The following is a 14,051-nucleotide window of genomic DNA, read 5'->3' as shown; positions in this document are numbered from 1 at the left end:
TGTCACTTGTTGTTGCTGATGATGTTGATTAGTTTGTCAAACTCTTCATCATTTTTAAAGTTGATGGTGATACTGCCCTTGCCTCTGTTGTTGCGATTTAGTTTTACGCTCATGTTCAGGCTCTTTGATATGTTGTCAATCTGTTTTTTAAAACTTTCCGGGATATAGTCAGACTGTTTCTTTACGCCTTTGCCAACCGTTTGGGATTCTACAAGTTCACGGGCGATTTTCTCTACTTGCCTTACATTAAGGTCTTCCTCAATGACACGTTTCAATATCAGCAGTTGTTTTGTAGTATCGCCTATGTTAATCAATGCTCTTGCATGTCCCATGCTGATGAATCCGTCTCGTAAGGCGACTTGTATCTCTGGTGGTAATTTCAACAGTCTCAGGAAGTTGGTTACAGTTGACCTGTCTTTACCTACTTTTTCGCTCAATTGTTCCTGTGTCAATTGGCATTCTTCTAAAAGACGTTGATATGATAAAGCTACTTCTATTGCGTTAAGTCCTTCTCTGTGAATATTTTCTATGAGAGCCATCTCCAACATCTGTTCATCGTTGGCTACGCGTATAAATACGGGGATTTTTTTCATTCCTGCCATTTTCGATGCTCTGAGACGTCGTTCGCCTGATATGAGTTGGTATTTGTCATATCCCATTTTGCGTACTGTTACCGGCTGAATGACGCCTTGTGTCTTAATTGATTCGGACAATTCCTGCAATGCTTTTTCATCGAAATCTGTTCTTGGCTGGAACGGATTCGTCTCTATCAGGTCGATATCTATCTCAGCTACTGCGCCTGCCACATAACTGCCGGATATATCTGTTGAGGTAATATCGGTTTCCTGACTTTGCAAAATGGCGTCAAGACCTCTCCCTAAAACTCTCTTCTTATTCGGTGTTGTCATTGTTCGATTTTATCTATTAAATTGTTGCGTTGTAATATCTCTCTTGCGAGGTTGATATGGTTTATGGCACCTGTGCTTGCTGCATCGTGCATTATCACTGACTGTCCGTAACTTGGGGCTTCGCTAAGTCTTGTATTTACATTGATGATGGTATTGAAGACCATGGATTGGAAGTGTGTTTTTACCTCTTCTACTACCTGTTTCGATATTCTTGTCCTTGAATCGAACATTGTCAACAAGATGCCTTCAATGTCAAGTCCGGGGTTAAATCGGGCCTGTACTATCTTGATGGTGTTAAGCAATTTTCCCAGCCCCTCTAATGCGAAATATTGGCACTGTACCGGAATAATGACAGAGTCGGCAGCTGTCAATGCATTTATGGTTATTAGTCCCAACGAGGGAGAACAGTCTATGATGATAAATTCATAATCGTTTTTGATATTTTCCAAACTATTGCGCATCATTCTTTCCCTCTGGGGCATGTTGATAATCTCTATTTCCGCACCAACAAGGTCTATATGAGCCGGCAGGAGATACAGGTTGGGCGTCTCTGTCTCTTTGATGATACTTTTAGGATCCAAGCCGTCTATGATACACTCATATATGCTGCCGTCAATGTTTTTGGGGTCAAAGCCTATGCCCGAAGTGGAGTTCGCTTGCGGATCGGCATCTATTAGCAGTGTCTTGTATTCAAGAACTCCAAGACTTGCAGCAAGATTGATGGCTGTGGTGGTCTTGCCGACTCCTCCTTTTTGATTGGCTATCGCAATAATTTTTCCCATTTTTTATTGTTTTATGTAGTTTAAAAAATAAAACGTACAAAGATACAAAAATTACATCACATTTTAATATTTTTATCTTATATATTTTATCAACATTCTATAAAAAAACGAGTCGTTCGTCCCGAACAACTCGTCGTGATTATCTTAATTAATAAATATTTTACTGTCGTTAAACAGTGCTTTAAACGGATTATGATTGTTTCTCTAAATCATCAAACCATTTATCGACGTTTTCATCATCGACTTTCTCTTCTTTTTCTTCTTTGTCGAAATATCCTTCCGGATAAACGCCTGTTTCAATAAATTCCAATGCTCCTTTCAATGCGTTGCTGAATTTCTCAAAATCTTCTTTGTATAGGAAAATCTTATGTTTTTCATAAAAGAAACGATCTTGATCATTGCTGAAACGTCTTTTGCTTTCAGTAATAGTGATGTATTTTTCGTCACCTTTTGTGCTTTTTACATCGAAAAAATATGTACGTTTTCCTGCTCGTACCGCCTTCGAGAATATCTCTTCCCGATTACTCATCTTTTCATTTTCTTCCATATTTCTCTGTATTTGATGTCTATATCTATTACGGAAGCAAAAATACAAATTTTATTTAATAAACCATTGTTGTTTCATAAAAAAAATTTTTTTTTCAACGAATTGATGTTTTTTTTATCAATTTCTTAAAAATACTTACCTTTGACACTCGAAAATGAGTGATTTTTTTAATTTTTAAATATGAATTTGAATTTGAAACGTCCGGTTGCGTTTTTTGATTTGGAAACCACCGGCCTTAATCCGGTACATGACCGTATTATTGAAATAAGTATTCTTAAAATTGATGTCAATGGCTTTGAGGAACAAAAGTCCTGGCGTATAAATCCTGGTATTCCAATACCTCCGGAAACAACTGAACTACATGGTATTACTGATGCCGATGTGGCAGATTGTCCCAATTTTAAACAACTTGCACCTGCCTTGTCGGCATACCTTAACAATTGTGACCTCGCTGGATATAATATATTGAAATTCGACCTTCCTTTCATTGTGGAAGAGTTTATTCGAGCTGATGTTGAATTTGAGGTACGTAACCGTAATGTCATAGATGTCATGAATATCTTTATGAAAATGGAACCTCGTACCCTCAGAGGCGCTTATCGCTTCTTCTTTAATAAAGATTTCGAAAATGCTCATAGCGCTTCTGCCGATACTGTTGCTACTTACGAGGTGTTGTGTGCCATGCTCGATAAATATCAGAACAGAGATTTCGTCGATAATAAAGGCACGGTGATAAAACAACCTGTTTCCAACGATGTACATGCTCTTGCCGTATTCTCGGCTCATCATCAGAATGCTGACCTTATGGGACAAATTGTTTATGATGAGTTTGGCAGAGAGGTGTTTAAATTCGGTAAATATAAAGATATGCCTGTGGAAGATGTTTTTCGTAAGGAACCCCAGTATTATGACTGGATTATGCGTAGCGACTTTCCTCAATATACAAAAAAAATCATTACGGGTATTAAACTTCGTATGAGTGGAAAAAATATAAAATATTGAATATGAAAAAAATATGTTTTTGTTCTTTGTTTTTGACATTGTCGATATTATCTTTGGCTCAACCTCTTTGGATGCGTTATAATGTTATTTCTCCCCAAGGTGATAAAATAGCATTTGCTTATAAAGGTGATATCTATGTCGTTGACGTTGACGGTGGGTTGGCACGACAAATTACTACCTCTACTGCTTATGATTATAACCCTGTATGGTCTAATGACGGCAAAAACATAGCTTTTGCATCAGATCGCTATGGCAATTTTGATGTGTTTGTTGTTTCTTCAAAAGGAGGACAGGCTAAAAGGATTACTACAAACTCAGCTCCTGAGATACCGCTCGCTTTCTCGCCCGATGATAAAGAAATATATTTCTCGGCTCATCTGCAAAAGACTCATACCAATGTGCAGTTTACAAGTGCATGGCTTACAGAATTATATAAGGTGAGCTGCAATGGCGGAAGGCCTAAGCTTGTCACCGATGCTACTGTGTGCAGCGTCTCTTTCGATGCCGACGGTGAATCTTTTCTCTATTATGATAGAAAAGGCGGTGAAAATATCTGGAGAAAACATCATACATCTTCCGTGGCTCGTGATATTGTTTATTATGATGCGCAAAACAAAACACATACTATTCTGATTGCTAATGTCGGCGAGGATAGGGACCCTGTCTTTCTTCCCGGATATGACAAGATGGCATTTTTGAGTGAACGCGATGGCAAAAACTTCAATGTTTATTTGTCTGCTGTCAGTGACCCGGACAATGTTACTCAGATTACGGATTTTCCTGTACATCCTGTTAGATTCTTGTCAGTATCTGATAATGGCATGCTGTGTTATGGTTATCAAGGTGAGATATATACGCAGACTGTAGATGGTGAGCCGCGTAAGGTCGAAATAGAAATAATATCCGATTATACCGAACAGATAGAACGAGGTAAGTTTGGTCGTGCCGGTGATTTCTGTATCACTTCCGACGGTAAGCAAATAGCTTTTGAGGCTCGAGGCGAGATATTCGTTACTACTGATGAATATAAAACGACAAAACAAATAACGAAAACTCCTCAGTCGGAATGCTGCCCTTCTTTCTCTCCTGACGGAAGAAGTATTGCCTATATGTCGGAACGCGATGGCTATTATAATATCTATGTCGCTAAAATAGTACGCGATGAAGAGGTTAACTTTGCTTATTCTACTTTGATAGAAGAAACTCCTCTTTTTGAAGATGACGGGATAGAACGTACTACTCCGCAATTTTCTCCGGATGGAAAGGAAATAGCATATCTTGAAAACAGAAACATATTGAAGGTGATAAATCTTGATACTAAAAAAGTTCGTGCCATAACAGATGGTTCCAAACATATTGGCAACGATGCGAATCACGAGTTTTCATATTGTTGGTCTCCGGATAGTAAATGGTTTGCTATAGAGTTGATTACCAATATGCGCTCTCCTTATTCCGATGTTGCTGTTGTATCTGCTTCAGGGGATAAGATAATATACAACATCACTAATGACGGTTATATCGCCGGTGGACCTCAATGGGCTTTGGATGGCAATGCGGTGATTTTTTATTCCAATCGCTACGGTATGCGTTCTCATGCTTCATGGGGAAGCCAAAATGATGCTTTCATCGCTTTCGTAAATCAAGATGCATACGACAAGTTCCGTCTCTCTAAGGAGGATTATGATTTGTTGCAACAGGAAAAGAATCTTATGGAGACTCTTTCAGGCAATAAAAAAGAAAAAAAAGACAAGAAAAAAGAAGTGAAGAAAGCTATTGTTGTGGAACCTGAACGTATTGATGAACGTATAATAAGGCTTACACCCATGTCTTCTCGACTGTCCGGGATGGTGATGTCTGCCAATGGAGAAAAACTTTATTTTTTAAGTTCTTTCGAGAAAGGTTATGATTTGTGGGAACTCGATGTTAGAGAAAAATCTACAAAAATATTGAAGAAACTTGGTGGAGGAGGAGCTGTTCTGGAAATCAATGATAAAGGTGATGTGTATGTTTTATCAGGCGGCAATCTTCAGAAAATTGACGCCAATGGCAAGTCGAAACATGTTGAATATGACGCTACTATGGAACTCGATAGAGCGGCAGAACGGGAATATATGTTCAATCATATCTTTTTGCAGCAAAGTAAACGTTTCTTTATGCCCGGCGCTAATGGTGCTGATTTTGAGAAGATAAAAAACGATTATTATCCGTTTTTGAAACATATAAACAACAGTTATGATTTTGTTGAACTTATGAGTGAGATTCTTGGCGAACTCAACGTATCTCATACCGGCGCAAGGATGTATGGCAATGGCAAAGACGGTGATGCAACGGCACAATTGGGATTACTCTTCGATACATATTATGAAGGCGATGGATTGAAAGTGGCAGAAGTTCTGGAATATGGTCCTTTCGATGTTGAAAATACCAAGATGAGAAAAGGAGTGGTGATAGAAAAAATTGATGGAGTAGAGGTATCGGCAGATATGGATTATTATCCGTTGCTTAACAAGAAATCCGGAAAAATGGTATTGTTGTCTTTGTTTGATCCTTTAGAGAAAAACCGTTGGGATGAAGTTGTAAAACCTATATCCAATGGCAAACAGAATGAGCTGATGTATAAACGTTGGGTAAAACACAATGCCGAGGTCGTTGACAGTCTTTCAGGAGGCAGATTAGGTTATGTCCATATCAGAAGCATGGGAGACCAAAGCTATCGTGATGTTTATGCCGACATACTCGGAAAATATAATCTTCGCGATGGAGTGGTTATAGATACCCGTTTTAACGGCGGCGGTCGTCTGCATGAAGATATAGAGGTGCTTTTCAGCGGAGAGAAATATCTTGAACAGGTGATACGTGATTCTGTGGTGTGTGTCATGCCGTCGCGACGTTATGTGAAACCTTCGGTAATGATAATAGGTGAGGCAAATTACAGTAACGCTCATGGTACACCATGGGTGTATAAGTACAAGAAAATTGGCAAACTTGTCGGAATGCCCGTTCCCGGTACCATGAGCAGTGTGACATGGGAGACTCTTCAAGATGAAAACTTGTATTTCGGACTGCCGGTGGTAGGCTATCGTACAGAAGATGGAGTCTATCTTGAGAATACTCAACTTGAACCTGATGTCAAGGTCAGAAATACGGTGGAAGAACTTACACGTGGCGTAGATGAACAGCTTAACGCAGCTGTCAGGGTGTTGCTTGAGGAACTCGAGGACTTCCATTATTGGGGTAAATGATAAAAACAGACTCCGACGAAAATGTCGGAGTCGTTTTTTTATTGGGGAAGACATAAGCGGGATTCTGTTACCTTATAATATTAAGGTGATTGTCATTTCTCTAGGTCTGACGTCACCATCAAACTCAAGCGACCTACCCACCCGGCTCGGACGAGCAGCCCTCAAACACCGGTATATTTGGTTTTGCAGCCCATAAGGTTTACCCCGTCATCATGTCGCCATAATGACGCGTGAGCTCTTACCTCACGTTTTCACCCTTGCTCTTTAGAGCGGTAATTTTCTGTGGCACTGTCTGTTATCTTTTCAGATACCTTCTTGTTAAGAAGTATGGTGCTCTGTGCTGTCCCGACTTTCCTCACGCAAAGCATAATCATGCCCCGCCTGCGACAATCTTGCTTCCCGTCTGCAAAAGTACAAAGTTTATCGAAATGACAAACATTTTGCAAGGATTTTGTCATTTATATGGGAATTGTCAGTAATCTAAACCTGGTACATTGACATCCAACATGTCGTAAAGGTCGTCTATGCACAGACTGTCATCGTAACGTTTTACAACAGGAGGCAGCGTGCCTTTTTCATGAACATAGCTGTCTTCATATATTCCTTCCTGCAGGAATCTGTTTATGTTCTCAAACAGATTATCATCATTGTCGAAAGTATATAACTTGTCGTTGTCGGTTAAGACCTCAAAGACGAATCTGCCTTCTTTGTTTTTCTTGAATCCGTGTTCGTTGTCAGTGACAATGAAACGTTTAAGTCCGAAATCATATAAAAACGGCATGATTTGACAGTCGTCGCGAAGCGAGAGGGAACATACTCCATTGTCGTTGATGACAAATTTGCCTCCTATAGACGGTTTATATGTCTTGTTATAGTATTCCTGTGCTTTTACTGCATCGTCTATGTCATCGAAACGCATGTAAAAGTCATAATATCTGTGTTCCATAATGATTTATTTTCTTGTGCAAAATTACGTTTTTTTGTGAAAGAAAGATTTTGTAATAATGAAAAATCATATCTGTGCCTGTCGCATTTCCATTTTTTCCATTTTAAGTACTTCTATGCTCGGATATCCGAAATCTTCCGTTATTCTGCCGAGAATGAGATAGGTGCCGTCGCCTTGAAATGGATATGTTTTCAATATGTTGGGAAAATGTACACTGTCGAAAAAATCACCCTGCGAATCTATGAAAGTGGCAAATTGCATCATATCTCCGGTGATGGTTCTTGTATTTTTTATGGTGATGAGATGCCCAAGCATACGACATTCTCTGCCAATGTTGTTCATCATTTCACATGCCTGTATGTCTCCTCTGAAACGTATTTTCAACATGTCGAACCACGATAATGTCAGAGGGAAACCAAACAACTCTATTTCATCGTATGCGTCTTTAAGAGCTGTGCTTTTCATGACGGGAAGTCTGAAATTGTTATCTCCTTTTTCGTCATAAATGAAACGATATTGATTGATATCGTGTTGTGAATATTTATTATTAAACATCATTGCTTCCCATAGAAGTTCTGTTTTGTTTTTACCGGTGAATGCAAAGGCATTGCTTCTTATCAATAATATTATCTGTTCAATCTTTGGATGTAATCGTTCTATAAAATCTTTTATGCTCAAGTATTTGCCGTACATTCCCCTTTCCTTGCATATATTAATGGCAAATTCTTTTTCCAATCCTTGCAGATGAATGAAGCCTATATATGCTATATCTCCATAAAGTGTTGTCAGATAATGACTGTTGTTGACACACAAATGATGAATATTGCCGCCTTTTTTCTTTAATTCATTGAAATATACCCAAGTGGGATAAAATCCTCCGAAATTGTTGATGACAGCAACTTGAAACTCCAATGGGAAATGAGCCTTGAGATAAAGACTCTGCATGCTTTCCACGGCGTAAGATGCCGAATGGGCTTTGGAAAAAGAATATCCGGCAAAAGATTCTATTTGTCTCCATACTTCTTTGATGATATCGTCATTATAACCTTTTGATTTACAGTTGTTAAAGAATTTTTGTCTCAATCTGTCGTATTCTTCTTCCTTATGGCGTTTGTTATTCATCATGCGTCTCAACAAATCTGCATCGTTAAGGTCTAATCCGGCAAAATGATGACATACTTTCAACACATCCTCCTGATACACCATGACACCGAAGGTCTCTTTGAGCAAACTGCCTATCAGAGGATGTATGTATTTGATGTCGTTCTGATTGTGAAAACGTTTTATATATTCTTTCATCATTCCTGATTTGGCTACTCCCGGACGTATTATGGAACTTGCGGCAACAAGTGTTTCATAACTGTCACATTGCAGTTTTTTCAACAGTCCTCTCATTGCAGGACTTTCTATATAAAAGCATCCGTTGGTATCTGCATAGCGTAACAACTGTCGAACCTTCTCGTCTTTTTGTATTTTTTCCGTATTATGTATGTCTATGTCGATATTTCTGTTTTTCCGTATCATTTCTACGGCATCTTGTATATGACCTATGCCTCTTTGACTTAGTATGTCGAATTTTTCAAAATGAAGACGTTCGGCAACATACATGTCGAATTGTGTGGTCTGAAATCCTTTTGGAGGCATGTCGAGAGCGGTGTAACATGTTATGGGTTCTTCCGTTATCAACACTCCTCCGGCATGAATGGAACGTTGATATGGAAAATCTTTCATACGTTGTGCCAAACAGTGTATCTTTTGCCATAAGACATTGTTCTCCGGACATGTCGTGGAGCCCATCTTTTCAATCTCTTGTTTTGGCATGCCATATATCTTGCCGAGTTCCCGCAATAAAGATCGTTTTTGGAAACTTATGGTGGCTCCCAATAGTGCAGTGTTTGTTCTTCCATAACGGCTGAAGATATAACTCGTTACCTTGTCACGGTCTTTCCATGAATAGTCTATGTCGAAATCAGGAGGACAACTTCGTCCACTGTTGAGAAAACGTTCAAAATAAAGGTCTAATCCTATAGGGTCAACGTCAGTTATTCTAAGACAGTAGGCGATGATGCTGTTGGCTCCGCTGCCTCTGCCAATGTATGGTATCCCTTTCGATATGGAATATCGTATGATATCGGCGGTGATGAGAAAATATGACGCGAAATCCAGTTTGTCTATTATTTCAAGTTCGTGCTCTATGCGTCTGTAAGCCTCTTTGTTGTTATTCCCGTAACGGCTTGTCATGCCGTCAAAAGCCATCTTCCTTAACAGTTCATAATCATCGTATCTGTTGCCTGTGTAATATCTTTTGTTTTTTGCCGTCTTAAAGTCGAAATATATATTGCACTGTGAAACAAGACGTTCGCTTGTTTTTACAATGTCTTTGTACAATATGAAGGCTGCATTTATACGATCGGGGCGGAGCAGTATCTCATCGGGCATGGCATGTAACATGGGGTCCAATCGGCTTATCAGCATGTTGTTATCTATGGCTCTCATACATTTGTGGAGATGCCGGGAGTCTTCATCTTTGAATGTCACCGGCTGCATTATCACAACTCTGTCTTGGTACTTTCTTATGTCAGATGTGATAAGACGTGCTGTCTGAGATAACCGTATTCCTATATATTCATTGTCTTTCAGTTGTTTTACATTCTTATTTCCAAATGGATATATGGTGTAAACATTATTCCACGAGGGAGCATCGGCTTCGTAAGTCATTTTGATGATGTTATGTCTGCTGATGTGTTCGTTTATCTCTCTGAAGCCTTCGTTGTCTTTTGCTATGGCGACATATAATAATTCGTTGTTGTTGCGAAACTCTGCACCTGCAATGGGTTTTATTCCGTATTTGTTGCATTCTGCTACAAAATCCGGGATACCCATGGTCGTGTTGATATCGGTGAGGGCAAGACTGCTTATACCGTAATAATTAGCCTGACGTACAAGCTCTTCTATGGAATAAGTCCCATAACAAAAACTGTAATATGAATGTGTGTTGAGATACATGATTATATTGTTATTGCTCTGTGTATGGCATCTTTCCCGAAACGATGCCTTATACTGTCTATGGCACTGTATAAATTGTCTGTTACAGTGTTATCCTCAAACATGTCGAGTTGTCGGGATACATTTATCAGGTTACTGAATCTAACTCCTATAAGTCTTATTAACAGTCTGCGGTTGTATAACTTGTCGAATAGTTCATATACTGTATTTGTCAGTTTGTGGTCGAAGGCTGTATATGCTATCTGCTGTTGCCGGGTATGCGTATCAAAGTCGGCATAACGTATCTTTATAGTGACACATCCCGTTAGTTTTCCTTGGTTTCTTAATTCAAAAGATAACTGTTCGACCATTGCCGAGAGATGCTTGTGTAACAATACCATGTCTATTGTGTCGTTTTCAAAGGTGTGTTCTTTGCTCAACGACTGCTGTTCTTCGTATTGTTTTACAGGACTTGAGTCTATGCCGTTTGCTTTTTTCCATATCTCAAGTCCGTTTTTCCCAAGCGATTGTTCCACAATATGGCAGGGTATTTTACGCAAATCACCTATAGATATAATACCCATCATATTCAGCAGCTTGTGTGTTTTCTCGCCTACCATTGGAATCTTGCATACTGACAAAGGATCTAAAAAATCATGTATGTCTTGATGTTTTATATATAATTCTCCGTTGGGTTTGGCTTCATCAGTTGCAATTTTGGAGATGGTTTTATTCTCTGATAATCCGAATGATATGGGCAGTCCGGTGTTTTTTATGATAAATTGCCTTAATTCATGAGACCATTTGTAACATCCGAAAAAACGGTCCATGCCACTGATGTCCACATAATGTTCGTCTATGCTTATCTTCTCGAATATCGGCGCTTTTTCGGCTATTATTTCTGTAACCATTTTCGAATACCTGCTGTATAATTCATAATCGCCTCTTATGAAAATTGCTTGCGGACACAATTTTTTCGCCATACGCATGGGCAGTGCCGAATGTACTCCGAAACGTCTCGCTTCATAACTGCATGTGGATACTACACCTCGGTCTGATAATCCTCCTATAATGACAGGTTTGTTCTCCAATACAGGATTGACTAAACGTTCTACAGAAACAAAAAATGTGTCTAAATCCAAATGTAATATTGTCCTGTTCATATATACCTTATTTATTAATAGCTTTATATTTTTATATGTTTCTGAATTTTTCTTCTTGAAAAACAATGTTAAAAAAATCCTTAAAATACTTGACAAAACGTCTTTGTTGTTGTATTTTTGACGAAAATTTAATCAAAAATATCGACGAAAAATTAAACATTTTATTTTATTCTGTCAAGAGGAAAAGGCAAAAAAATATGTATTTCAGTTCTAATATAAAATTTTTAAGGAAAAGAAGAGGGCAGACTCAAGATGATATAGCTTTTGCCATGGGAATAAAACGTTCAACGTTAAGTGGTTATGAAAACGATGTGGCACAGCCCAATATTGACACATTGATATCGTTCTCAAATTATTTCAAAGTGGCGATTGATACTTTGGTTAAAGTGGATCTTTCCAAGATAGGAGACGAGATGTTGAGTCAGTTGGAGCGAGGATACGATGTTTTTCTTAAAGGAAGTAATATAAGGATTCTTGCCACTACCGTCGATGCCGGCAACAATGAGAATATAGAATTGGTAAATGAAAAGGCTAAGGCGGGTTATGCTACAGGTTATTCTGATCCGGATTATATCAAGGAGTTGCCTGCTTTCCATTTGCCTTTTCTTTCCATGAACAGAAAATATCGTACATTTCAGATAAGTGGAGATTCCATGTTGCCAATACCCGACAAGTCTTATGTTACAGGAGAATACGTATTGGATATCACTGATATACGCAGTTGGCAGGCATATATAATCATCACTGTAGATGATGGCGTATTGTTTAAGGTGGTGGAAAACAAGTTCGATAAGGGCTTTTTCAGACTGTATTCGCTTAATACTTCATATAAACCTTATATTTTGCCGTTGGAAAATATAAGAGAAGTCTGGAGATTCGTACATTATATAAGTGACGAGCTTCCTGAATCTCTTGATAATGATAGAGATGTGATATTTAGGACTATGGGGGAAATAAAAGAAACAATAAAAACCATCAGTAAAAAACTTGATGACCGTGATAAATGTTGATGATTTTAAAATAAATTTGGTTTGAAAATAAAAAAAATGTATTTTTGTAAGGTTAATGTTAACTATAAAATAAAAAATATGGAAAAGAGAAACTTTATTTTCAGCATTTTTGCTATGGTCATATTTATGCTGTTGGTTGGTTGTAAAAAAGATAATGGCCCGGAAGATGATAATCCTGTAACTCCGGTTGTCGAAAAAACGGAAACACCTGTATTTTCACCGGCAGCAGGGAACTATTTAGACAATGTTACGGTATCATTGTCATGTGCGACGGAGTCGTCCGTTATTTATTATACTCTTGATGGTTCTGAACCTAATGATTCATTGTCATTGATTTATAGTGAGGAATTTGTTCTGGAGGAGACTACTACAGTTAAGGCACGCGCATATTCTCAGGATTATGACCCGAGCGATGTGGCAACAGCGGAATACGTCATCTGTTTGGATAAGGTGGCGACACCGGTATTCGTTTTGCCTCCGGGTACTTATAATAATGAGATATCAGTGACCTTTTCTTGTGCTACAGAAGATGCAGTCTTGTATTATACTCTCGATGGTTCTGAGCCGAATGACTCTACTTCTTTGGAATATGTGTCCAATATCTTGTTGAATGAAACGACAACTGTTAAGGTACGTGCTTATAAAGACGGTTTGATGCCAAGTGAAATAGCTGTTGGCGAATATGTTATTTCAATGGAAAAAGTGGAAACTCCTACGTTCTCTATAAACGGTGGAGAGTATGAAGAACCTCAATATGTGGAGTTATATTGCGATACTCCTGATGCCGTTATCCATTATACTACAAATGGCTCTGATCCTAATCAACTGTGTACCAAATATACAGAACCTATATATGTGCCTACATCTCGTACCATTAAGGCTCGCGCTTATAAACGCGGCTTTGTGGAAAGTGACGTCGCAGAAGCAGTTTTCAATATTAAAAAATATTGTGAAGGAGTGCTGAAAATACAGATTGATGATCAGATACCTACAGAATACGATATTAAGGACTTCTCTCTTAATTCATTTAATGGAAGAGTATCCTTGAGATTGTTGACGGAAAATGATAATGTAAATACTCTTATCTCTATAGCAAATACCACTATGCCTACTGATACTGTTCTCATGTTTAGCAAAGTGGAAGATGGTTATTGTACCGGAAAACTCTATGAGAATGGTTCAACCTTTATCCTTAGAGATGGATATCTTTCCATATCTTCGGAAGGTAATGTGAGAGTGTTTGAATGTAATGACGTTAGAACGGATTTAATGAGCAAAAAAGAGAAAAAGACATCTTTGTTGTTGAGAGTGATTCTATAACTAATAAAATACTAAATTAAAAATTATAGCAATGAAAAAAACATTTGGTAGAGTCAAACAGCAAGTGCAATATTACGAAATAAATTTGAAGAACTCCTTTTTTGGAGTGGAGAAGTTTAATTTTTCCCTTGGTCTTCGGTTAATTT

Annotated in this window: 10 protein-coding genes and 1 other RNA gene; 4 read left to right on the top strand and 7 right to left on the bottom strand. The window is 38.3% G+C overall.

The genetic code is table 11. The features are described 5' to 3' along the window. Positions 1–2: 2 nt before the first annotated feature. From ACZOVS_RS03575 to ACZOVS_RS03565, 3 genes are all read right to left on the bottom strand, one after another. On the bottom strand, positions 3–908 hold the full coding sequence (locus ACZOVS_RS03575) for a ParB/RepB/Spo0J family partition protein (protein ID WP_483995859.1): 906 nt from the start codon (positions 906–908) through the stop codon (positions 3–5). Continuing rightward, positions 905–1,690, bottom strand: coding sequence for a ParA family protein (locus ACZOVS_RS03570; RefSeq protein WP_483995858.1), 786 nt, complete (start codon positions 1,688–1,690; stop codon positions 905–907). The genes ACZOVS_RS03575 and ACZOVS_RS03570 overlap by 4 nt, the downstream gene beginning before the upstream one ends. Positions 1,691–1,880: 190 nt before the next feature. Then, a complete protein-coding gene (locus tag ACZOVS_RS03565; protein ID WP_483995857.1) occupies positions 1,881–2,237 on the bottom strand; it encodes a DUF3276 family protein in 357 nt (118 codons plus the stop codon). Between the two features lie 180 nt (positions 2,238–2,417). Between ACZOVS_RS03565 and ACZOVS_RS03560 the strand changes: the two genes are divergently transcribed. Next, positions 2,418–3,239 carry an exonuclease domain-containing protein gene (locus tag ACZOVS_RS03560; protein ID WP_483995856.1) on the top strand — a complete coding sequence of 274 codons (822 nt, stop codon included), beginning with the start codon at positions 2,418–2,420 and terminating at the stop codon, positions 3,237–3,239. 2 nt (positions 3,240–3,241) lie between these two features. Further along, positions 3,242–6,481: a S41 family peptidase gene (locus ACZOVS_RS03555; RefSeq protein WP_483995855.1), complete on the top strand. Its 3,240-nt coding sequence runs from the start codon at positions 3,242–3,244 to the stop codon at positions 6,479–6,481. 37 nt (positions 6,482–6,518) lie between these two features. Here ACZOVS_RS03555 and rnpB read toward each other — a convergent pair. The 4 genes from rnpB to dinB all read right to left on the bottom strand — a co-directional run bounded on the left by rnpB (position 6,519) and on the right by dinB (position 11,575). Then, an RNA gene (gene rnpB / locus ACZOVS_RS03550) (RNase P RNA component class A) lies at positions 6,519–6,884 on the bottom strand. 69 nt (positions 6,885–6,953) lie between these two features. Then, positions 6,954–7,427, bottom strand: coding sequence for a hypothetical protein (locus tag ACZOVS_RS03545; protein WP_483995854.1), 474 nt, complete (start codon positions 7,425–7,427; stop codon positions 6,954–6,956). A gap of 66 nt (positions 7,428–7,493) precedes the next feature. Beyond that, on the bottom strand, positions 7,494–10,433 hold the full coding sequence (locus ACZOVS_RS03540) for a PHP domain-containing protein (RefSeq protein WP_483995853.1): 2,940 nt from the start codon (positions 10,431–10,433) through the stop codon (positions 7,494–7,496). Positions 10,434–10,435: 2 nt separating this feature from the next. Then, complete coding sequence (dinB, locus tag ACZOVS_RS03535; protein WP_483995852.1) at positions 10,436–11,575, bottom strand: DNA polymerase IV; 1,140 nt, start codon at positions 11,573–11,575, stop codon at positions 10,436–10,438. A 197-nt stretch (positions 11,576–11,772) separates the two neighbouring features. On the opposite strand from dinB, the gene ACZOVS_RS03530 reads away from it, so the two are divergent. Both ACZOVS_RS03530 and ACZOVS_RS03525 read left to right on the top strand, forming a co-directional pair. After that, entirely contained in the window at positions 11,773–12,585 is an 813-nt protein-coding gene (locus tag ACZOVS_RS03530; RefSeq protein WP_483995851.1) for an XRE family transcriptional regulator, read from the top strand. Between the two features lie 78 nt (positions 12,586–12,663). After that, complete coding sequence (locus tag ACZOVS_RS03525; RefSeq protein WP_483995850.1) at positions 12,664–13,905, top strand: chitobiase/beta-hexosaminidase C-terminal domain-containing protein; 1,242 nt, start codon at positions 12,664–12,666, stop codon at positions 13,903–13,905. Positions 13,906–14,051 lie beyond the last annotated feature (146 nt).

It is taken from the genome of Candidatus Limimorpha avicola (assembly GCF_056978975.1).
The sequence above is the reverse complement of the archived record's forward strand: the minus strand, read 5'-3'. Positions and strand labels throughout refer to the sequence as shown.